This window comes from Janthinobacterium sp. GL_088, from assembly GCF_057837845.1.
In genome coordinates this window covers 956923-977806 of the sequence record NZ_CM174453.1, presented here as the reverse complement: position 1 = coordinate 977806, position 20884 = coordinate 956923, and the positions used below count along the sequence as shown (strand labels likewise).

General features: G+C 63.9%; 17 protein-coding genes and 2 tRNA genes. 10 read left to right on the top strand and 9 right to left on the bottom strand.

Annotation, left to right across the window (positions count from 1 at the left end):
• Positions 1-29 precede the first annotated feature (29 nt).
• The 3 genes from AC3IQ7_RS04365 to dkgB form a co-directional block, all read right to left on the bottom strand.
• Positions 30-1262, bottom strand: coding sequence for an FAD-dependent monooxygenase (locus AC3IQ7_RS04365; RefSeq protein ID WP_489208455.1), 1233 nt, complete (start codon positions 1260-1262; stop codon positions 30-32).
• Positions 1263-1328: 66 nt separating this feature from the next.
• A complete protein-coding gene (locus tag AC3IQ7_RS04360) occupies positions 1329-2258 on the bottom strand; it encodes a TIGR03571 family LLM class oxidoreductase (protein ID WP_489208454.1) in 930 nt (309 codons plus the stop codon).
• A 10-nt stretch (positions 2259-2268) separates the two neighbouring features.
• Positions 2269-3093, bottom strand: coding sequence for a 2,5-didehydrogluconate reductase DkgB (dkgB, locus tag AC3IQ7_RS04355; protein ID WP_489208453.1), 825 nt, complete (start codon positions 3091-3093; stop codon positions 2269-2271).
• A gap of 186 nt (positions 3094-3279) precedes the next feature.
• On the opposite strand from dkgB, the gene AC3IQ7_RS04350 reads away from it, so the two are divergent.
• Positions 3280-3355, top strand: a tRNA-Phe gene (locus AC3IQ7_RS04350).
• A 134-nt stretch (positions 3356-3489) separates the two neighbouring features.
• Here AC3IQ7_RS04350 and AC3IQ7_RS04345 read toward each other — a convergent pair.
• Entirely contained in the window at positions 3490-4029 is a 540-nt protein-coding gene (locus AC3IQ7_RS04345; RefSeq protein WP_099401417.1) for a DUF2058 domain-containing protein, read from the bottom strand.
• Between the two features lie 266 nt (positions 4030-4295).
• Here AC3IQ7_RS04345 and AC3IQ7_RS04340 point away from each other — a divergent pair, with 266 nt between their 5' ends.
• Positions 4296-4601 carry a PsiF family protein gene (locus AC3IQ7_RS04340; protein ID WP_099378608.1) on the top strand — a complete coding sequence of 102 codons (306 nt, stop codon included), beginning with the start codon at positions 4296-4298 and terminating at the stop codon, positions 4599-4601.
• Between the two features lie 52 nt (positions 4602-4653).
• Here the strand turns inward: AC3IQ7_RS04340 and AC3IQ7_RS04335 are convergent, their stop codons facing one another.
• The 3 genes from AC3IQ7_RS04335 to ptsJ all read right to left on the bottom strand — a co-directional run bounded on the left by AC3IQ7_RS04335 (position 4654) and on the right by ptsJ (position 7771).
• Positions 4654-5622, bottom strand: a complete 969-nt coding sequence (locus AC3IQ7_RS04335) for an IS1595 family transposase (RefSeq protein ID WP_489208452.1) — start codon at positions 5620-5622, stop codon at positions 4654-4656.
• Between the two features lie 94 nt (positions 5623-5716).
• Positions 5717-6436 carry a glutamine amidotransferase-related protein gene (locus AC3IQ7_RS04330; RefSeq protein ID WP_489208451.1) on the bottom strand — a complete coding sequence of 240 codons (720 nt, stop codon included), beginning with the start codon at positions 6434-6436 and terminating at the stop codon, positions 5717-5719.
• 33 nt (positions 6437-6469) lie between these two features.
• Entirely contained in the window at positions 6470-7771 is a 1302-nt protein-coding gene (gene ptsJ, locus AC3IQ7_RS04325) for a MocR-like B6 salvage transcription factor PtsJ (protein WP_489210383.1), read from the bottom strand.
• Between the two features lie 92 nt (positions 7772-7863).
• On the opposite strand from ptsJ, the gene AC3IQ7_RS04320 reads away from it, so the two are divergent.
• From AC3IQ7_RS04320 to AC3IQ7_RS04310, 3 genes are all read left to right on the top strand, one after another.
• Positions 7864-8691, top strand: coding sequence for a YggS family pyridoxal phosphate-dependent enzyme (locus tag AC3IQ7_RS04320; RefSeq protein ID WP_489208450.1), 828 nt, complete (start codon positions 7864-7866; stop codon positions 8689-8691).
• An 88-nt stretch (positions 8692-8779) separates the two neighbouring features.
• The gene (locus AC3IQ7_RS04315) at positions 8780-11035 is read left to right on the top strand and encodes a putative bifunctional diguanylate cyclase/phosphodiesterase (RefSeq protein WP_489208449.1); all 2256 of its coding nucleotides are present in this window, start codon (positions 8780-8782) and stop codon (positions 11033-11035) included.
• A gap of 92 nt (positions 11036-11127) precedes the next feature.
• The gene (locus AC3IQ7_RS04310; RefSeq protein ID WP_489208448.1) at positions 11128-13512 is read left to right on the top strand and encodes a S9 family peptidase; all 2385 of its coding nucleotides are present in this window, start codon (positions 11128-11130) and stop codon (positions 13510-13512) included.
• A gap of 56 nt (positions 13513-13568) precedes the next feature.
• Here AC3IQ7_RS04310 and AC3IQ7_RS04305 read toward each other — a convergent pair whose 3' ends face one another.
• A complete protein-coding gene (locus AC3IQ7_RS04305) occupies positions 13569-14564 on the bottom strand; it encodes a cytochrome-c peroxidase (protein WP_489208447.1) in 996 nt (331 codons plus the stop codon).
• A 208-nt stretch (positions 14565-14772) separates the two neighbouring features.
• Here AC3IQ7_RS04305 and AC3IQ7_RS04300 point away from each other — a divergent pair, with 208 nt between their 5' ends.
• On the top strand, positions 14773-15213 hold the full coding sequence (locus AC3IQ7_RS04300; RefSeq protein ID WP_489208446.1) for a hypothetical protein: 441 nt from the start codon (positions 14773-14775) through the stop codon (positions 15211-15213).
• A gap of 20 nt (positions 15214-15233) precedes the next feature.
• Here AC3IQ7_RS04300 and AC3IQ7_RS04295 read toward each other — a convergent pair whose 3' ends face one another.
• Positions 15234-16004, bottom strand: a complete 771-nt coding sequence (locus tag AC3IQ7_RS04295; RefSeq protein ID WP_489208445.1) for a hypothetical protein — start codon at positions 16002-16004, stop codon at positions 15234-15236.
• Positions 16005-16123: 119 nt separating this feature from the next.
• On the opposite strand from AC3IQ7_RS04295, the gene AC3IQ7_RS04290 reads away from it, so the two are divergent.
• The 4 genes from AC3IQ7_RS04290 to AC3IQ7_RS04275 all read left to right on the top strand — a co-directional run bounded on the left by AC3IQ7_RS04290 (position 16124) and on the right by AC3IQ7_RS04275 (position 20883).
• A tRNA-Phe gene (locus AC3IQ7_RS04290) sits at positions 16124-16199 on the top strand.
• A gap of 284 nt (positions 16200-16483) precedes the next feature.
• Complete coding sequence (locus AC3IQ7_RS04285) at positions 16484-17659, top strand: RCC1 domain-containing protein (protein ID WP_489208444.1); 1176 nt, start codon at positions 16484-16486, stop codon at positions 17657-17659.
• 404 nt (positions 17660-18063) lie between these two features.
• Complete coding sequence (locus AC3IQ7_RS04280; RefSeq protein ID WP_489208443.1) at positions 18064-18405, top strand: collagen-like protein; 342 nt, start codon at positions 18064-18066, stop codon at positions 18403-18405.
• Between the two features lie 123 nt (positions 18406-18528).
• Entirely contained in the window at positions 18529-20883 is a 2355-nt protein-coding gene (locus AC3IQ7_RS04275; protein WP_489208442.1) for an acyl-CoA dehydrogenase, read from the top strand.
• Position 20884 lies beyond the last annotated feature (1 nt).

The following is a 20884-nucleotide window of genomic DNA, read 5'->3' as shown; positions in this document are numbered from 1 at the left end:
TCCGGCGATATCTTAAGATTTGCTGATATCTACGGATGTCCCAATGCGTGCGCAATCATTTTTCGCTTCAGGGCCGGCAATTTATCCAGCAAGTTTAATCCCAAATTGCGAACCACGCGCAACGGTTCCAGATCGGCGCCAAATAATCGCGCCAGGCCGTCGGTGGCCAGCTGCATCAGCAGCACGTCTTCCTTGCGCGCGCGCGCATAGCGGGCCAGCACGCGCTCGTCGCCGATGCCGCGGTGCGCTTCGCGTTCGCTGATCGTCTTGACCAGCTGCGCCACGTCGGCAAAGCCCAGGTTCATGCCATGCCCGGCCATCGGATGGACCACGTGGGCGGCGTCGCCGACCAAAGCCACGCGCGGCGCCACCATGGCGTGCGGGCGCATCAGGGTCAATGGAAAGGCGCGCACCAGCTCCGGCTGCAACGGCGTGAGCTTGCCCAACTTGTCGTTGCAGTATGCGGCCAGGCGCGCGGCCAGGGCATCGGCCGATTCGGCCATCAAGGTATCGGCCAGCGCATCGGGCGCCGACCAGACGAGCGAGACACGGTCACCCGGCAGCGGCAGCAGCGCGACGATGCCTTCGCTGCCCGTGAACCACTGGTGGGCCGCGCCATGGTGCGGCTTTTCGCAGGCGAAGTTGCTGACCACGCCGCGCTGGCCGTAAGAGCGGTAATCGAGGCCGATGTCGCACTGGCCCCGCACCCACGACTGGGCACCATCCGCGCCCACCACCAGCGCGCAGGTGATGGTGTCGCCGCCATCGAGGTGCACGATGGCCGAATCGTTCGTCCATTCCAGGCGGCTGGCGCGGCCCTGCAGCACGCTGACGTTCGGCGCGAATTTGAGGGCGGCGTCCAGCGCCTGGCCCAGGTTGCGGTCTTCGATGATCCACGCCAGAGTGCCCACATGGGCGCCGTAGGCGTCGAAACCGAGTCCGCCCGCCTGCGCGCCGTCGCCGTTGACCAGCATGGCGTCGACGGGCGCCACCCTGTCGGGCGCCAAAGCACCCCACACCTTCAGCGACGACAGCAGCTGGTGCGCCGTATTATTGAGCGCATACACGCGCACATCCCAGCTGGCTTCGACCGGCTTGACGGCCGACACGGGCGGGCTCACAGGGGATAACAGGGTGACGCTTTGTCCTGCCTGGGCAAACGCCAGCGCCGTGGTTTTCGCGATGGCGCCATTGCCGACGATGCAAACGTCGCTGTGGCTATGCATGAAGCGCCGCATGGTAGGGGGAGTGGGACTGTTCATGCGGCCATTATAGCGTTTGCCCCACCCTTTTCAGCTAGTCCCGAAGTACGGGACGCGTGCCCCAGATCAAGCGGCGCCATGAAAGACGGGCAGCACGTGGTCCGCGATCTCCTGCATCGTCTCGGCCAGCGGGCGGCGGTTCTGCCGCAGCTGCAAGCCAATATGCCGCACGCCGGCCGCGCGCATGGCGTGCAGCTCCGCGATCAGGCCATCGCGCCCCGTGCGTCCACCGAAACGGAAGCGCTGCAGCGGCAGGTTCGGATCCTCATCCAGGTCCAGGTGGATGAAGCTGACATACGGCTTGTCGTCGCCGGCCACGGCGCGCCATTGCGCCGAACGCCACATATGGTCTTCCGGCGTGCCCGGATAGGCGAGCCAGCCATCCATCTGCGCGCCGATCCACGCGGGCGACTGCTGCGCCAGCCCCGCCACCAGTAGCGGCAAGGGCGCGGCGGGTTTGGGCAGCAGACGGATGCCGGGCGGCAGGCGCATCTCGCCCCAGTCGCGCAGCATGGCGACCTGCTCGCGAAAGGCGGTGCCGCGCTGGTCGAAATCGCGACCAAACACGGGATACTCGACGGGCCGGTCGCCGCTGGCCACGCCCAGCAGCAAACGCCCGCCGCTCAACTGATCCACGCTGGCCGCCGCTTTTAACGTCAGCACCGGCTCACGCAGCGGCAGCACCACGGCGGCCGTGCCCAGCAAGATGTTGTCCGTGATACCGGCCAGGTAGCCGAGGTAAGTAAACACCTCGAAGACCTGGGCCGCGTCGCCGAACGACGGGTCGTACAGGGGCACGTCGCGCAGCCACAGGGCCCGAAAATCCAGGCGGTCGGCCAGCTTCGCCAGCGCCGCATGCTGTTTCAGGTCAGGTTCGCCCGGCACCCGGCCGGACGCCGCATTCGCCTGGCGTCCCGTGGACGACCAGTCATTATCGAGCGGCAGTTCCAGGCCGATACTGAAACCGCCCTGCCCCAGCTTTTGCATCGCAGTCATGGGCTTCACCTCAATCCCACTGCGGCGCCAGCCCGTCCGGGTTGGCCAGGCGCTCGCCACGCTCCAGCGTCGCCATCTGCGCCATCTCGTCCGGCGACAGGGTGATGCGCTGGAAATGCAGGTTCGCTTCCAGGTTGGCGCGCCGGGTCGACGACGGGATCACGGCAAAGCCCTGCTGGAGCGACCAGCTCAGGGCCACTTGCGCCGGCGTCACGCCGTGCCTGGCGGCGATGGCCGCGATCACGGGATCCGCCATCACCTTGCCATACGCGAGCGGCATGTAGGCCGTGATGTGGATGCCTTGGCTGCGCACGAAGTCGATGACCTTGCGGTTTTGCAGGAACGGGTGGATCTCGATCTGCTGCGTGGCGATTTCTGCCGCGCCCACCGTATCGATGGCTTGCCGCAGCTGCGCGTTGGTGAAGTTCGATACGCCGATGGCCCTGGTCAGCCCCTGCGCCTTGGCATCCGCCAGCGCCGCCATGTATTCGGCCACGGGAATCGCGTCTTGCGGCGACGGCCAGTGGATCAGGGTCAGGTCCAACTGTTCCAGCCGCAGCTTGTGCAGGCTGTCTTTCAAACTTGGAATCAGCTTGTCGCGCTGCAGGCTCTCGATCCAGATCTTGGTGGTGACGAACAACTCGTCGCGCGGGACGGCGCTGGCGGCGATCGCCTGCCCCACTTCGGCTTCATTGCCATAGATTTGCGCCGTATCGATATGGCGGTAGCCGACGTCCAGGCCCGTGGTGACGGAATCGATGACGACCTGGCCCTGCAGGCGGAAAGTGCCCAGGCCGATTTCAGAGATGGCGGTGTGTTGGGTGCTGGTGTTCATGCGGTAGTCCTCTCAAATAGATTTCGATGACCACACTATGCGCCCATCTTTTGTTGAGAAAAATACCGTTTATATCAAATCATATTTGACCCACGCGCAAGTAACGCAATGCCGATCCGGGAAATACAGGAAAAGTCGCAGCCGGCTCTTGCATTCCCGTTTTGGTCTGCTATAATTCGCCACCTTGGCCTGGTAGCTCAGTCGGTAGAGCAGAGGATTGAAAATCCTTGTGTCGGTGGTTCGATTCCGCCCCGGGCCACCAAGAATTCGTTATACGTTCAAAAACGCCACCTTCGGGTGGCGTTTTTGTTTCTGCAGCATTTGTATTCCACGCAGGCCGTTTCCGGCCCGCGCGCTGCCATCATCCCGCACATTGGGTGCCGGACGATTCCCCTCTTACCACATCAAATCATCCGGAATCTGGAACGCCGCATACGGATCGTCCTCATCCACTTCCGTGCTGGCCTGTTTCACGCGCACGACGATGGCGGGGTCGCGTTCGGCGATCTTGTCGGCGATGATGCGCGGCACCAGTTCCACGGCGCCGCCCAGGCAGATGATGACCAGGCGGCCCGCCACCAGGTGGGCTTGCACGGCGGCCGTCACGTAGATGCGCTCGATCTTGTTGTTGAACGTAAAGTTATACGGCACGTCGCCGTTGTTGCCCTTGCTCTGGCGGTTTTTTAGCACCATTTGCGCGATCTGCGCCACGATGGCCTTCTGGTTGGCGGCCGCGTCGCGCTGGGCGTTCAGTTCGCGCGCCCGTTCCGCGTTCTTGCGCTGCGTCTCGAGCGCGGCCAGGCGCACTTCGTCGACGCTTTGCGTGCCGCTCTTGCGCTCGTCCTTTTTTTGCTTGCTCTTGTCCTGGTTGGCCAGCTTGACCTTCTTCTTGTCGACCAGGCCGGCCTTTAAAAACTGCTCTTGCAACGAGACCATAACTACTCCGTATTGAGGGTGCGCCGGCCAAGGCAGCGGCATCGGCCGGTGGAAAGACGCTAGCATAGCAAAAAACAGGAGCGCTGCCGCCGCAACATGGCTGCACGGGCCAGCCGGGCAGCGCCTTCTGTCTGCCAGTAACAAAAAGACACACTCGAGTGGAAATTTTGTTGATAAATGTCATATAGTTAGTTACGTTTTGCATATCGGCATTCTCTGCCGGTTGCATCGCCCCCTTCCACTGACTGCGTCTACAAGGATTTGCCATGAAACAATTAATCGCCCTCTGCATCGCCGCCGCGTTTGCCAGCACCGCCTTTGCCGCCGCACCGGAAGCGGCGCCTGTCGCCAAGACGGCCCAACAGTCAAAAATGACGACCTGCAATGCGGACGCCGCCGGCAAGAAAGGCGATGAGCGCAAGGCCTTCATGAAGGAATGCCTGAGCGCCAAACCGGCGCCGGCCATGACGCAGCAAAACAAGATGAAAGCGTGCAATGTCGACGCCAAGGACATGAAGGGCGATGCCCGCAAGGCTTTCATGAAGGAATGCCTGAGCGCGCCGAAGAAATAGGCGCCTCGCCGCTTGCCCCACAACGCCAGCATCATGCTGGCGTTTTTTTAGGCTATGTCACCGTCAAATGTGGGAATGCTCCCAGCGTTGCTTTCAATAACGTTTCTGGTGAGCGGATGCGCCCGGCGTCGAGTATCCAGCGCCAGCCCAGGTAATTTGGCAGGTAGCGCGTGGCCACGCCATGAAACGGACCGAGCCATTGCCGCAAGCGGCTGTGATACGCATTGACGTTCTGCACATGCGCGGCGCCCTGCGCGCGGATGCCGGCGCGCAAGTTGACGGCCTGGTGGCTGATGCCCGCTTCCCTCGCAAACGCCCGGTAGGCCGCATGGCCATCCGTTACCAGCAGAACATCCTTGTCGATAACGGGCAACAAACATCGGTGCAGCTGCGCCTTCGTCAACGCGCCTTTGCCCGTGACGAAATCAAGGGTCTGGCCCGTGCGGTCGCGCGCCACCAGGATGCAGACTTGCTCATTCGAGATACCGCGTTTAAAGGCATGGCCGCCCCGGCGGCGAGCCGGCCGCGTCATCTGCCTCGATCCCTTTTCCGATTCCAGCACGTAGAGTTCATCGGCCTCGGCGATGCCATGCAGGCCATGCGGCCGGTCCGTCTTTGCCAACGACAAAAACCGGTGGCGCCAGCGGAACGTAGTGTTACGGTGTATGCCCAGCTGTAACGCCGCCTTGCGCACGGAATCCGATGCCAGAAGGCAATCGGCATAGTCGAGCCACAGCGCCTTGTGGCGCAAGCGGGCCAGCGGCGTGCCAGTCAAGGCATTGAAGGTGCGGCCGCAGGACATGCAGCGGTAGCGCTGCAAACCGTGCGCATGGCCATGCCGGTGCAATTGGTCTGAATGGCAAGCGGGACAGGCCAATCGCGGTTGGGCCACACTTTCTAGCAGCGCGACGGTCGCGTCTTGTGGAGAGCTGCCACGCAACAGGGCAATGCCTGCCTGCCGCTGGCGTTGGCTCAGCTGAGCAAACTGCGCAATCAAGGTGATCCATTCGGCTGGCCGCATGATCTGCTCCTGCAGGGTGGGTATGCAGAGTCAGACAGCACGGTCACAGGAAGATTCCGGCATTTCCCCTACTTGCCGATGACAGAGCCTTTTTTTATTGCGCTGCGTACGCCTGCATCAGCCGGTCAAGGAAAACAAACAGCTGGCCGTTCATGGCCTGCCAGTCGTGGGCGCGCAGGGTGGCTGGCTGCTGCACGAAGCGGTGCGACGCGAGCGTGGCCAGTTCCGTTTCTGCCGCGGCGATCAGCAGCTCGACCACCTCCGGCGTAAACTCCATATGGCACTGGAAGCCGTATACCAGATTGCCGTATTCGATGATCTGGCGGGGGCAGCCCTGGCTATAGGCGATGACCTTCGCGCTGTCGGTCAGCCCCGGCATGTCGCTGTGCCAATGCCCGCTTTCCAGGACATCGCCGACATGCTTGAACTTGTCGTTCGCCTTTCCGTCTGCCGTCAGCACGATGGGGAACTTGCCGATCTCCTTTTCTGGGCTGTGCGCATGGCGCGCTCCCAGGGCTGCGCCGATCAGCTGCGCGCCCAGGCAAACGCCGACGACGGCCTTGCCCGCCGCGGCACAGGCGGCTATCAGGGCCTGTTCGGCTGCGGCGTCGAAATGCGGGCATTCCTCGCGCGTCGTCGACGGCGACTGCGGCCCGCCCATGACGACCAGCAGGTCGATGTCCGCGATGGAACCGGGCAGCGGTTCATGGGCATGGACGCGGGAATACGTAGCCTGGTGGCCGCGCTCGCGCACCCATGTCTCATAGGCGCCCGGCGCCTCGAACGCTTCATGCACGATGAAATGGACTTTCATGACGTTCCCTTTCTGTGGCGAGGAATTAAAAAACTATGGCTGGCCCAGCACCTGGGCCAGCACCGCGGCGAACGCCTGCGCGCCAGCTTCATCGATGGTCGACACGGTGATCCGCAATCCCTGCGCCAACACCTGCACGCCGAAAGCTTCGCCGCCGCGCACCAGCCAGCCATGCCGGGCCAGCGCCAGCACGGCCGCCTGGCTGCTATCCGGCAGTGGCAGCCACAGGTTCAGGCCATCGGCGGGACTGGCGCAGACCAGGCCGTGCGCCGCCAGCGCCGCCGCCATCATGTCGCGGCGGCGCGCATAGTCGGCGCGGGCCAGGACCACTTGTGCGGACACGTCGGGCGACGACAGGCAGGCGCTCACGGCATCCTGCAAGAGATGGCTGACCCAGTTCGTGCCGGGCGCCAGGCGCAGACGCAGGCGCTGGGCGGTCTGCCCGTCGCTGGCGACAACGGCCAGGCGCAGGTCGGGGCCGAAGATCTTCGACACTGAACGGATCAGCGCCCAGCGCCGGGCCGCAGGCGGAATCACATCCTGGTAGCCGGCGACGGACAGCAGCGAGAAATGGTCGTCGACGATCACCAGCACGTGCGGGTAGGCGGCCAGCACGGCGCGCAGCTGGGCCGCGCGCGCCGCGCTCAGGCTGCAGCCGGTCGGATTGTGCGCGCGCGGCGTCACGATGACGGCTTGCGCGCCTTGCGCCAGCGCCCGTTCCAGCGCCCCGGCCTGCATGCCCTCGGCATCGACCGCCACGCCAACGGCGTGCAGCCCGGCGCTGCGCAAGGTGTTGATGCTGCTGATGAAACACGGGTCTTCCACGGCCACCTTGTCGCCCGCGACCAGATACGCCCCCAAGAGGCGCTCGACCGCATCGACCGCACCATTCGTCAGGGTGATGTCGTGCCCCTCGGGGCAATCGCCGGCCATCCAGCGCCGCGCCAGGGCTTCCAGCTGCGGGTCCACGGTGGCTTCGCCATACAGGCGCGGACGGTAGGGCTTGCGCGCCAGGGCCGCACCGACATCGGGCAGCCAGGCAAGTTTCGGATTGCCGCCGCCCAGGTCGGCCAGCGGTGAGCCAGGCAGCAGGCCTTCCTGCTCGCCGGGATCGCGCTGCGCGCGGATGGCCGTGCCCAGGCGCCCTTGCGTGACCGCGATCCCGGCCGTCACCAGGCGCCGGTACGCCAGCGACACGGTATTGCGGTTGACGCCCAAGGTCGCGGCCAGCTCGCGCACGGTCGGCAGCTCCTGGCCCGGCGCCAATTCGCCCGCCTGCGTCAGCGCGCGGATGCTGTCGAACAGCTCCGCCGCGGTTTTCCCTGTGATTTTCACGATAGTCTCAGTCATGATATATTTTGGCATAGGACAATAATACATCACTGCGGCGACTCTTGCCGCCCATAAAGCGAATACAAGGCTGACACATGCACAACGACACTCCCCTGCTCACTCCCACCATGCACGAACAGCATGGGCGCTGGCCGCAAGCCGTATCGGTGGACGACTTCCGCCGCAACCTGGCGGCAGTGCATGCCCGCATGGCGGCCGCATGCCTGCGAGTCGGGCGCGATCCGGCCAGCGTGCGCCTGCTGCCCGTCAGCAAGACCAAGCCCGAAGCGAGCCTGCGCCTGGCCTATGCCGCCGGTTGCCGCATGCTGGGAGAAAACAAGCCGCAGGAAGCGGGCCGCAAATGGGAAGCGATGGCGGACCTGGCCGACCTGCAATGGTCGGTGATCGGCCATTTGCAGACCAACAAGGCCAAGCTGGTGGCGCGCTTTGCCAGCGAATTCCAGGCGCTCGACAGCCTGCGCGTGGCCGAGGCGCTGGAACGGCGCCTGCAAGCGGAAGGGCGCGGGCTCGATGTGTTCGTGCAAGTGAACACTTCGGGAGAAGCGAGCAAATACGGTTTGCCACCGGACGAGGTGGCCGCTTTCCTGCGCCAGCTGCCCGCCTTCCCGGCGCTGCGGGTGCGCGGGCTCATGACCCTGGCGCTGTTGTCGGCGGAAGCCGTGCGCGTGCGCCGCTGCTTCGTGCTGCTGCGCGAATTGCGCGACCGGCTGCGCCAGGAGATCCCCGATGGCGTCAGGCTCGACGAACTGTCGATGGGCATGTCCGGCGATTATGAAATCGCCATCGAAGAAGGCGCCACCGTCGTGCGGGTCGGCCAGGCCATCTTCGGCGCGCGGGACACGCCGGATAGCCACTACTGGCCGGCAGCGGAAGGTGGTCGCACAGTCAATCATGCCGAATGATCAAGATGACATGCAGAAAGATACCGCGTAATATTTTTACCATACTGCTCAGCTCGGCAGCACAGCTCCATGGGGAAAGGACGGCAGCGTGGCCGCGTCAAACGATCTCGCGCACTGGCGCGGACAGATTTTTGCGCGCCTGTTGCAGGTGGTGCTGCTGCTGGGCATCGTCACTGCCATTCCCAGCGCCCTGCTGGCCGCGCGCGAAGCTATCTGGTCCATAGTCATCCTCGACGTGCTGGCCATCGGCTGGATCGGCGTCATCTGGCATTGGCGCGCCATGCCCTACCGCTGGCGCGTGTGGCAATTCCTCATCGTCGCCTACCTGGTGGGCGTGGGCCTGCTGCTGAAAATCGGCCCCGTCAGCCAGATCTACATGATGCTCATGCCCGTGCTGGCGGCCCTGCTGCTAGGGATGCGGCCCGCCTTGTCGACCCTGGCCCTGACTTCGCTGACCATCTTTGTCCTCGGCCTGCATCCCGACGTCGCGCTGCACGTGCAGGGCGTGCCCGACTCCCCCGTGCTGCGGGCGCTGATCGTGGCCATGAACTTCCTGTTCATCGCCGCCGTGCTGACCCTGTCCTGCGCCTTCCTGCTGCGCCACCTGGAACACAGCAGCCAGGCCCTGTCGCAGCTGAACGCCGACCTGCGCTTGACGGCCACGGCGCTGGCCCGCCTGAACGACATGGTGATGATCGCCGAAGTGGCCGATGCCCCCACCGGCGCGGCACCGGCCACGCGCATCATCTTCGTCAACGACGCCTTCGAGCGCAGCAGCGGCTATGCGCGCGCCGAGGTGCTGGGCCGCAGCCTGCTGTTCCAGCAAGGCCCCGCCACCGATACGGACGAACTGGCGCGCATCGCCGCCGCCATGGCCCAGGCCCAGCCGGCCAGGGCGGAATTGCTGAACTACAACAAGGCCGGCAAGGCCTACTGGGTGGAAGCGGAGCTGGTGCCGTTCACGGATGCGGACGGCAAGCAGACGCACTGGGTGGCCGTCGAGCGCGAAATCGACGAGCGCAAGAAATCGGAAGCGGACATCCACCGCCTGGCCTTCTACGACGTGCTGACGGGCCTGCCCAACCGACGACTGCTGATGGACCGCATCGCTCACCTGCTGGCCGCCGCGCCGCGCGACCAGTCCATCAGCGCGCTGATGTTCATCGACCTCGACCATTTCAAGCACATCAACGACGCGCGCGGCCACGCCACCGGCGACGCGCTGCTGCGCCTGGCGGGCGAACGGCTGGCGCAGCTGATGCGCAAGGCCGACACGGTGGCGCGCATCGGCGGCGACGAATTCGTCGTGCTGCTGGCCCACCTGGCCGATGACCTGGACAGCGCCGCCCGCGCGGCCGCCCAGGTGGCCGAGAAAATCCGCGCCGCCATCGCGCGCGACTTCGATATCGAGGGGCAGTCCTATCATTGCAGCGCCAGCATCGGCGTGACCTTGCTGCCGAAAGCGGGCCAGCAGGCGCACGACCTGCTGCGCGAAGCGGACATCGCCATGTACCGCGCCAAGGCGGAAGGGCGCAACGGCATCGCCTTCTTTGAAGCGGCCATGCAGGCGGGCGTGGAGCGCCGCCTGACCCTGGAACGGACACTGGCGCGCGCCCTCGCTGCCAATGAATTATGCATGCACGTGCAGCCGCAGGTCGACCGCCACGGCCGGGTGACGGGCGCCGAATTGCTGATGCGCTGGCCGCAGGCGGACGGCACGTACATCGCGCCCGGCATCTTCATTCCCATCGCCGAGGAATCGGGACTGATCGTCAGGCTCGGGCACTGGGCCCTGCGCGAAGCATGCCGCGCGGCGACCATGCTGGCGCAGGCCGGGCAGCCCGTCGCCCTGTCGGTAAATGTGAGTCCGGCCCAGTTTCGCCAGCCCGATTTCGCCGCCCGCGTGCAGGCGGCGCTGGCCGAACACGGCACGCCGGCCGGCGCCCTGATCCTGGAACTGACGGAAGGCTTGCTGATCGACCAGCGCGACGCCTCGCTGGCGCGCATGCGCGAACTGGCGGCCCTGGGCATCCGCTTTTCCATCGACGATTTCGGCACCGGCTATTCCAGCCTCGCCTACCTGACCTCGATGCCGCTGTACGAACTCAAAATCGACAAGCGCTTCATCGACGACACGCCGCGCGATGCGCGCGACACGGCCATCGTGCAAGCGATCCTGGCCATGGCGCGCCACCTGGGCTTGCGCGTCGTGGCCGAAGGCGTGGAAACGCAGGAGCAGGCCGATTTCCTGCTCGCCCACGATTGCGACGGCTTGCAGGGCTACCTGTATGCGCGGCCCATGCCCTTGCCCGACTTCATGACGTGGCTGGCCGAACGGCGTTAGCTTTACGGCATTTCCTGCACGCAACTCCTCCGCTAGAATACCGGCCTCTTAGCCTGTACCTTCACCATCCCCTTTGATTAAAGTGATCCCCGATGCGTCTGGTTCTTCCCCTGCTGCCGCTGCTGCTCTCTCTGCTGCCCGCCGCCCATGCGGCCCCCACCACCACCGCCCCCACGCCGATCACGCTGGACCAGGCCATGGCCGATCCCGACTGGATCGGCACACCCGTCGAAGCGGCATGGTGGGGCTGGAATGGCCAGCTCTACTACAAGCAAAAACGCCTCGGCTCGCCCCTGCGCGACACGTATCAATTGCCAGGCGCGAATGCCAGACTCAATAGCGGCAAGAAGGTCGACGATGCGCAGCTGGCCAACCTCGATGGCCAGCAGATGATCGTCAACCGGGCCGGCACGCGTGCCATCCTGCTGCGCAACGGCGACTTGTTCGAGCGCGACCTGAAAAACGGCACCTTGACGCAAATCACGCGCGGCGTCTCCGCCATCAGCGACCCGCAATATTCCGCCGACGGCGGCGCCGTGCAATACCGCAGCGGCAGCGACTGGTTCAGCTGGAGCCGCGTTGAGCGCCTGAGCGCTCCCGTCGCCCTGCTGCGCGCGGCCAAGGACCCGGACGCCAAGCCGGAAGCGGACGCCCTGCGCGAACTGCAGCTGCGCCTGATCGTCAACCTGGCGCGCCAGAAGGAAGACCGCGACGCCAGCCGCGAACGCCGCCATGAAGAGCGCCGCCTGGACGCCACGCGCGCGCCGGAACCGATCTACCTGGGCGATAAAGTGACGATTTCCGGCAGCGCCCTGTCGCCGGACGGCCGCTGGCTGCTGTTCGTCACGCAAGACAAGGCCGCCGAAAAGGGCAAGCTGGGCAAGCTGGCCCGCTATGTCACAGAAACGGGCTACCCTGACGTGGACGACGAGCGCACGCGCGTGGGCCGCAACATGCCGATTGCGCAAAGCCTGAAACTGGCCGACCTGCGCACGGGCCAGGTGCGCGACATCGCTTTTGACAGCCTGCCCGGCATCGCCACCGACCCGCTCGCCGTCCTGCGCGCCGAACAGAAGCTGCCGCTGCTGAAAGGCAACCGTGCCGTGCGCATCGACGCCCAGCGCGACGGCATCGCCTGGACCGATGACGGTTCGCGCGTAGCCGTGCGCATCCGCGCCATCGACAACAAGGATGGCTGGCTCGCCAACGTCGACCTGGCCAACGGCGCCCTGCTCCCCGTGCACCGCATCAGCGATACAGCCTGGGTCAACCGCCGCGCCGACGAATTCGGCTGGCTGCCCGACAACGCCACCTTGTGGTATCTGTCCGAGGAAAGCGGCTACGCCCACCTGTACACGAAAACGGGTGCGGCCCCGGCGCGCGCCTTGACCAGCGGCCAGTGGGAAGTGAGCGCCGTCGAATGGAGCCGCGACGGCAAGCATGCCTATTTCATGTGCAACCGGCAGGCGCCCGGCACGTATGAAGTGTGCGCCAGCACGGCCAGGGATGGCGGCGCGCGCGAAGTCAGCAGTTTGAAAGGCGTGGAAAACTTCGGCCTGTCGCCCGATAACGGCAAACTGCTGCTGCGCTATTCAACCAGCTATATGCCAGCCCAGCTAGCCACCGTTTCCGTTACGGGCGGCAAGGCGACTATCCTGACGGATACGCGCAGCGACGCCTTCAAGGCGCGCAACTGGGTCATGCCGGAACTGGTGCAAGTACCGTCCACGCATGGCGCGGCGCCCATCTGGGCCAAGTTGTACCGGCCAAAACAGCTGGCAACGGGCAAGCGCTATCCGATCGTCATGTTCGCGCACGGCGCCGGCTACCTGCAGAATGTCACCGAGCGCTATCCCGTGTATTTCCGCGAACAAATGTTCCACAACCTGCTGGTGGAGCAGGGTTACATCGTGCTCGACGTCGACTACCGCGCCTCGCTCGGCTACGGCAGCGCCTGGCGCACGGCCATCTACCGCCAGATGGGCCACCCGGAACTGGAAGATTTCATCGACGGCGCCAACTGGCTGGCGCAGCAGCACCAGGGCGACATCCGGAACGTGGGCATCTATGGCGGCAGCTATGGCGGCTTCATGAGCCTGATGGCCCTGATGCGCGCGCCGGACATCTTCAAATCGGGCGCCGCGCTGCGTCCCGTGACGGACTGGACCACCTACAACCACGAATACACGGCAAATATCCTGAACACGCCGGACGTCGACCCGCAAGCGTATAAAATTTCGTCACCGATCGAATACGCGGACAAACTGACGGGCAACCTCCTGATCGCCCATGGCATGATCGACGACAACGTGTTTTACCAGGATTCCGTGCGCCTGTCCCAGCGTCTGATCGAACTGAAAAAGGATAACTGGGAAATGGCCAGCTACCCGATGGAGCGCCACGGCTTCGTGCAGCCGGAAGCGTGGTATGACGAGTACCGCAGGATTTACCAATTATTCCAGCGCACGCTGAAATAAGCCGCGATGCCCGCTGTTATGCGGGCATTTTTTATGCCCGGCTGCTTACCTTGACGTCAGTCAAACGGTACCGGCCGCGGCGTCGTGTCGCTCGATGGCGGCAAGATCGGCAGCACGAGGTGCGGCTGCTTGCCCGTCAGGGTTTTCAGGAAGGCCACCAGTTTCGCGTTTTCATCGGGCGTAAAGGTGCGGCCCAGCTGCAAGCGCCCCATCACGTCGACGGCTTGCGTCAGGGTTGCCGCTTCGCCATCGTGGAAATAGGGATACGTCAGCTCGACGTTGCGCAGGGTCGGCACCTTGAAGTTGAAGCGGTCCGCATCCTTGCCCGTCACGGCCGAGCGTCCCTGCGCCGTCATCGCCGTCTTGTACGGCTCGACGACACCCATCTTCTGGAAGGTGTTGCCGCCCACGGCGGGGCCGTTATGACAGGCGATGCAGCCGCTCGATTTGAACAGCTGATAGCCGGCCAGCTCGTCTTTCGTCAACGCGCTTTTCTTGCCCGACAGCCATTGATCGAAGCGGGAACCGGGCGTCACCAGCACTTCTTCAAAAGCAGCGATGGCGCGCGTGACTTGCTCGATGGTCAATTTATCCTGGCCAAACACTTGCCGGAACTCGGCGCGGTAGGCGGGAATCGAGGCCAGCACGTCGATGGCCAACTCGTGCGTAAAAGCCATCTCGCCGGGATTGGCGATGGGGCCGCCCGCCTGCTCCTGCAAATCCTTGGCGCGGCCATCCCAGAATTGCGCCACGTTCATGCTGGAATTGAGCACCGTGGGGGAATTGATGGGCCCCCGCTGCCAGTTGTGCCCGATCGAGGTCTTGATATTGTCCGTGCCGCCCATGCTCAGGTTGTGACAGCTGTTGCAGGAAATAAAGCCCGAGCGCGACAGGCGCGGATCGAAAAACAGCTTCTTGCCCAGCTCGACCATGGCCGGATTGGCCACCTTGGCGGCAGTAATGGGCTGGATCGGCTCCTTTTCCGCGGCATGCAGGACGCCGCCAAAAGCCAGGCTGGTGATGAAGAGGAAGGGTGAGAGGGTGCGGCGCATAGTCTAACTCCTGGAAACATTCCCGAATCGGCGGCGCGCGCCGGCGCGGGAATGCAGCGCACCGGCCCGGTTGCCACCCGTACATCGCTGGTTGGATGTTGATTTATATTAACTTTGACGGGTTGACAATGGAAATGACCGGGATCAAGGTTCTGGCCAAGTGCGAATCGCGCTTGCCATTTACGCAATCCTGGAACATGATAAAGGCATGCACACACCTACCTACTCCACCCTGTTGCCACTGCTGCGCGCCGCGTGCGCCAGCTTCCTGCTGCTGGCCGCCAGCGCCTGCGGCAGCGCCCCCACGCAAGATGATGCGCCGCCCGCCCCCGGCAATACCGGCTTGCTGGCGCAAATCCAGGCGGAAGTGGGCGCCGCCGCCTGCGATTCCACCCAGCAATGCCAAACCATCGCCATCGGCGCCAAGGCTTGCGGCGGCCCCGAGCGCTACCTGGCCTGGTCCAGCAAGGGCAATGACGGCAAGAAACTCAAGGCACTGGCCCAGGCGCAAGCCGAGGCCAGCCGCAAGCAGCAGCAGGCGGACGGCATGATGTCGACCTGCTCCATCGTCACGGACCCGGGCGCCACCTGCGAAGCAGGGCGCTGCGTGCTGCAAAAGAGCGGCCTGGGCGGCAGCGCCGCCATGTAATCGAGTGCTACTGCAACACGTCAGGGCTGCAGCTGCAAGGTCTTGACGATCTTGCTTTCCACTTTCTCGCCCGCGCCCGACATGGCATTCTTGCTCTCCTTGCGCAGCAACAATAAATGGTCGCCGCTGACGCCATACTGGCGCGTCTCGTCCGTCTTTTGCGTAAAGCTGATGACGACAAAGGCGCGCCCGCTCACATCCACATGGAAATGGCTGGCCAGCGGCGTGCCGTCCGCGGCGATCCATACCTCGAGGCCGCCTTCGAACTTCTTCACATACTTGCGGTCTTTCTCAGGCACTTTATCGAGCGACAAGGTAAAGCTGAGCAGCCGCGCCGGCTTGCCCTTGTAACTATCCACTTTTTCGCCGCTGAACACGGCTTCCTCGATCTCGCGCGACAAGGAGTCCGCCGCCGACACCATGGAACGCAGCTCCGTCGCCTTCATTTCCCCCAGCGCAAAGCCGATCGGCGTCTTGACCTTCGGATCCTTCACCCTGGCGCGCTGCTCGGCCTCCACTTTCGCCAGCAAGTCCTTACCGTAAAGCACCTGCAAGCCCGCCGACCCGCCCTCGACCGCCACCGTGGCCTGGCCGCTATCCTCTTCCGCCGCCTTGCCCTCGCCCTCGCGGCGCCAGGATTTCGATTCGACCTGCGCCTTGATCGGCATCTGCCCCTGCAAGCGCGCCAGCGCCGCGTTCAGCTCGGCGAGCCCATCGGCCCGCGCCGCGCCGCACAACAAACTGAACAAGCCCGCCACCGCCAGGCCCTGCACTCCAATACGTCGCTGCATCGCCACATCCCTTCAGGTCATACAAGGATGCCAAAACACCATGTTTTGGCCATCTGTTGCATTTGAACACAGCCAGCTCTGGTCAGGTGGAAAGTCTTTCTGCTATAATTCGCCGCCTTGGCCTGGTAGCTCAGTCGGTAGAGCAGAGGATTGAAAATCCTTGTGTCGGTGGTTCGATTCCGCCCCGGGCCACCAAGAATTCAGTAGTACTTATCAAAACGCCACCTCCGGGTGGCGTTTTTGTTTTCTGGCATCAGAAGCAATAATGTCGTATGGAAATATGAATCAAGTTACAATTATGTAAATTCATAAATTCTCCTTCCATGACTCATTTTCGTCTTATTTCAGCGACAACCTTATTCCTCGCCTTGAGCGCCTGTGGTGGCGGCAGTTCCTCACCGACATCGCCGCCCCCTCCTCCTCCAACGCCCCTGCCGCCGTCAGTTAGCGCGATTTCGCCGACCAAAGCCAACATCGGCATGGCGACCACCTTTACTGTAACTGGCAGCAATCTGCTGGATAACATGCAGTTTGCATTGACGGACTGCACAGGCATCACCGAGCTCAGCGGGGGTAGCAGCACGCAACGCCAGTTCCGCTGCACGCCAAACGGACAAACGGGAACGCGTCAGGGCGCCGTGTACGCGAGCGCCGGCACCGCTTCGCCATTGCTCACGCTCTCGGTGGACTATCAGGCGATTGCTACCTTCGTCACAAGTCTCAATTGGCGGTATGCCGCCCTCAAATCGGATGGCACGCTGTGGAGCTGGGATCCTCAGCGGTCCGTGCCGATCAAGGTCGGCGACGACTACGCCGATGTGGCAGTGAGCATCTTTGCCACCCTGGCCATCAAAAAAGACGGCTCACTTTGGAGCTGGGGTAATAGCAATGAAGCTGGCATCCAGGGCAATGGCACCAGCAGCGCAAACGCCACTCCCACGCAGATCGGCAGTGATTTCGTCAAGGTAGTCGTCAAAGGCGAGAGATCCGTCGCCGGCGCAAATGCCGAAGCACTGAAAAAAGACGGCAGCCTGTGGGTCTGGGGGGCGCGCAGCCTGCAGCAAGCCAACGCCATCGAGCCGGAGCTGGCGCCACGCATGATAGACACCGGCTACGTGGATATCGCCCGTGGCAGTGGCGGTGCGTCACTGGGCCTCAAGCGCGACGGCTCGGTGTGGACCTGGACCCAGAATCTCGCCGACCAGCCATTTACACCGGTCAAGATCGCGGATGGCTATGTTGCCATTGCCACCAGCTACGATGTGGCATATGGCCTGAAGGCGGACCATTCATTGTGGAACTGGGGCCGCAATGCACCCAACCAAGCACCCGATGCCACGCCCACTGCCGCCACGCCAGTCAAGGTCGGAGACGGCTACGTCAGCATCTCTGCCGGCACCTACTATGCACTTGCCGTCAAGTCCGACGGCACCTTGTGGGCCGGCGGAGAGGGCGGCAACGGCCAATTCGGCGATGGCCAATCGGGTCATGGCACCTTCCGCCAGGTCAGTACCGGGATTGCCGCCGCATGGGCTGGCAGCGCCTGCTCCTTCATCCAGAAGGTCGATGGCAGCTTGTGGGCTGCAGGTTATTGCGATCTGGGAGATGGCAAATATACGCGCTACATTTACACGCCGGAACCGGTCACGCTGTAATGCTTGGTTACCATGCGCGGCGACCCGAGACGGATTGTTGTGTTCTAGCGCTATAAATGTCCGACAAGACAGGTGTTTTTGAAAATCCCTGTGCCGGTGCTTCGATTCTGCCGCAGCCACCAGAATTTCTCTGCACATGGCAAACGCCACCTTCGGGTGGCTTTTTTGTTTGTCTTTGCACAAAACATCCCCTGCCCCGCCGCTATGTACGCAAACGTACGGACTGCGGCTGTCCAAGAGCACATGCTGCAGGCAGACCATATCCCTTCCCGCCGCCAGCGTCCTGCGCGACACGGCGCAACGGCCACCTGATCAGATTCTCTCCGTAACACCGCCATGCGAAACTCGCGCCCGACGCCGTCGAGCCGTTCCGTACATCACGGCACACTGCCAAAGGATGCATCATGAAAACTACCCTGATATTGCTCGCGCTCGCCTCTACCCTCGCGCTGACCGCCTGCCAGCGCGAAGCGCCACCCGTCGTGCAAGTCATCGCTGGCCCAGCCGGCGCACCTGGTCCTGCCGGCGCTACCGGTGCCAAGGGCGCTGAAGCTCCTGCCGGCGCGACAGGTGCCACCGGCGCCACGGGCCAGACCGGCGACAGCGGTGCCGCCGGATATGACGGCGCCAAGGGTGCCACTGGCGCACAAGGCAACGATGGTGTTCAAGGCAACGATGGTGCCAAGGGCGACGACGGCGCCAAAGGCAAGACGGGCGACACGGTAATTGTCGTGCCACAACGCTAATACGCCCCACGCCGGACATCACAACGCCAACCCATGCGGTTGGCGTTGTGCGTATGCGCTGTACCGCACAGTAACATCGGCCATATCGGCCTACCCTGTCCTCATTACACAGGGAGATATCGCATGCTGACGATCATACTGATGGTGGCCCTGCTGGGCCTGGTTCTACTGTTCGCGCCCGGCCCCGTGCGCCGCGCCCTGATTACGCCCCATTTGCTGGCCTTGTTCAAGCGCATCTTGCCAACCATGTCCGACACGGAACGCGACGCTCTCGAAGCGGGTACCACGTGGTGGGATGCGGACCTGTTTTCCGGCAGACCCGACTGGACAAAATTGCTGGCGTATGGCCGCGCCACGCTCACCACCGAAGAGCGCCACTTTCTCGAGCACGACGTCGAGCGGCTGTGCGAACTGGTCAATGACTGGGAAACGCAGCAGGCGCAGGATTTACCGCCGCAAGCCTGGGACTACATGAAAAGCCAGGGTTTCCTCGGCATGATCATTCCCAAGCAATACGGCGGCAAGCAATTCTCCGCCTACATGCACTCGCAAGTGGTCATGAAATTGTCGAGCCGCTGCTCGGCGCTGGCCGTGACCGTGATGGTGCCCAATTCGCTGGGACCGGCCGAGCTGTTATTGCACTACGGGACCGAAGAACAGAAAAACCATTATCTGCCGAGATTGGCCGCCGGCACGGAGATTCCCTGCTTTGCCCTGACCAGCCCGTATGCGGGTTCCGACGCGGCCGCCATTCCCGACCTGGGCGTCGTGTGCATGGGCATGCATGAGGGGCGCCCCACCCTGGGCTTTCGCCTCAGCTGGAACAAGCGCTACATCACGCTGGCCCCCGTGGCGACCTTGCTGGGCCTGGCATTCCAGACCAGCGATCCCGACCACTTGCTCTCAGACAACGATGCGCCCGGCATCACCTGCGCCCTGATCCCAGCCAGCCACGATGGCGTGGTGATCGGCCGCCGCCATCATCCCTTGAACGCCGCCTTCCAGAATGGCCCCACTTCCGGCAACGATGTCTTCATCCCCATCGACTGGGTCATCGGCGGCCAGGCGCAAGTAGGCAAAGGATGGCGCATGCTGATGGAATGCCTGGCGGCCGGGCGCGCCATTTCGCTGCCGTCGTCCAGCGTGGGCATGGGCAAGATGGCCGTGCGCGGCACCGGCGCGTATGCGGCCGTGCGGCGCCAGTTCAACATGGCTATCGGCAAGTTCGAAGGGGTGCAGGAAGCGCTGGCCCGCATGGGCGCCAACCTGTATCTGATGGACGCGGCCCGCACCCTGGCCGCGCACGCCGTCGACCTGGGAGAGAAGCCGGCCGTCATTTCCGCCATTGTCAAATACCACGTCACGGAACGGGGCCGCGCGCTTGTCAATGATGGCATGGACATTCTCGGCGGCAAGGGCATCTGCGTGGGACCGAACAATTTCCTCGCCAGTGCCTACCAGCAAATCCCCATCGCGATCACGGTCGAAGGCGCGAACATCCTCACGCGCAGCCTGATCATCTTTGGCCAGGGCGCCATCCGCGCGCATCCGTATGTGCTCAGGGAAATGGCCGCCGTCAGCGAAAGCGACGGCCGCAAGGCCCTGCGCGATTTCGATGCAGCCTTCTTTGGCCACGTGGGCTTTGTGCTGGGCAACTTGGCCAGGGGGATGTGGTACGGACTGGGCGGCGCGCGCCTGGCAGCCGCGCCCGACGCCGGCGCGCCCGCACTGGCGCCCTACTACCGCGCCCTGACGCGGCTGTCGACGGCGTTCGCCGTCATGACGGATATGTCGATGTTCGTGCTCGGTGGCGAACTCAAGCGCCGCGAGCGGCTGTCCGCCCGGCTGGGCGACGTGCTGGCGCAACTCTATCTGGCTTCATCCGTGCTGAAACGCTACGAGGACGATGGCCGGCTCGAAGCCGACCTGCCCTATGTGCACTGGTCGCTGCAGGATGCGCTGGTCAAGGCCCAGCAGGGTCTGACGGGCGTGCTCGACAATTTCCCCGCGCGCGTGCTGGCCATGCTGCTGCGCACCCTGCTGTTCCCGTTTGGCCTGCCCCACCGTCCGCCGTCCGACGAACTGGGCAGTGAAGTGGCGCTGGCCCTGCAAACGCCGGGCACCGACCGCGAGCGTTTGCTGGCCGACGGCTATGTGGCCAGCGACGCGGCAGATCCCGTGGCCTGCGCCGAGCGGGCGCTGGCCATGCTCCCCGACGTGCTGCACATCGAAAAACGCCTGAAAGACACGCCCGCAGGCGCAGCCCTGCGGCACCTGCCGCAAAGCCTGTCCGCCATGCAGCAGTGGCTGGCAACGGCCAAGGCAGCAAGCTTGGTCAGTTGCCAGGAGCACAATACCTTGCTCGAAGTTGCGCGCCTGGTCGATGGCTTGATACAGGTCGACGACTTTCCGGCCGAGACGGCGCAGCCAACACACTTGCCGGTGCACGAGGCCGATATCAGCAGCCGCGCCGCCTAGG

Bases quoted from the DNA above. Each gene is read 5' to 3' on its own strand.
- AC3IQ7_RS04365 (WP_489208455.1), bottom strand. From the start codon at position 1,262: ATGAACAGTCCCACTCCCCCTACCATGCGGCGCTTCATGCATAGCCAC.
- AC3IQ7_RS04360 (WP_489208454.1), bottom strand. From the start codon at position 2,258: ATGACTGCGATGCAAAAGCTGGGGCAGGGCGGTTTCAGTATCGGCCTG.
- dkgB (WP_489208453.1), bottom strand. From the start codon at position 3,093: ATGAACACCAGCACCCAACACACCGCCATCTCTGAAATCGGCCTGGGC.
- AC3IQ7_RS04345 (WP_099401417.1), bottom strand. From the start codon at position 4,029: ATGGTCTCGTTGCAAGAGCAGTTTTTAAAGGCCGGCCTGGTCGACAAG.
- AC3IQ7_RS04340 (WP_099378608.1), top strand. From the start codon at position 4,296: ATGAAACAATTAATCGCCCTCTGCATCGCCGCCGCGTTTGCCAGCACC.
- AC3IQ7_RS04335 (WP_489208452.1), bottom strand. From the start codon at position 5,622: ATGCGGCCAGCCGAATGGATCACCTTGATTGCGCAGTTTGCTCAGCTG.
- AC3IQ7_RS04330 (WP_489208451.1), bottom strand. From the start codon at position 6,436: ATGAAAGTCCATTTCATCGTGCATGAAGCGTTCGAGGCGCCGGGCGCC.
- AC3IQ7_RS04320 (WP_489208450.1), top strand. From the start codon at position 7,864: ATGCACAACGACACTCCCCTGCTCACTCCCACCATGCACGAACAGCAT.
- AC3IQ7_RS04310 (WP_489208448.1), top strand. From the start codon at position 11,128: ATGCGTCTGGTTCTTCCCCTGCTGCCGCTGCTGCTCTCTCTGCTGCCC.
- AC3IQ7_RS04305 (WP_489208447.1), bottom strand. From the start codon at position 14,564: ATGCGCCGCACCCTCTCACCCTTCCTCTTCATCACCAGCCTGGCTTTT.
- AC3IQ7_RS04300 (WP_489208446.1), top strand. From the start codon at position 14,773: ATGCACACACCTACCTACTCCACCCTGTTGCCACTGCTGCGCGCCGCG.
- AC3IQ7_RS04295 (WP_489208445.1), bottom strand. From the start codon at position 16,004: ATGCAGCGACGTATTGGAGTGCAGGGCCTGGCGGTGGCGGGCTTGTTC.
- AC3IQ7_RS04285 (WP_489208444.1), top strand. From the start codon at position 16,484: ATGGCGACCACCTTTACTGTAACTGGCAGCAATCTGCTGGATAACATG.
- AC3IQ7_RS04280 (WP_489208443.1), top strand. From the start codon at position 18,064: ATGAAAACTACCCTGATATTGCTCGCGCTCGCCTCTACCCTCGCGCTG.
- AC3IQ7_RS04275 (WP_489208442.1), top strand. From the start codon at position 18,529: ATGCTGACGATCATACTGATGGTGGCCCTGCTGGGCCTGGTTCTACTG.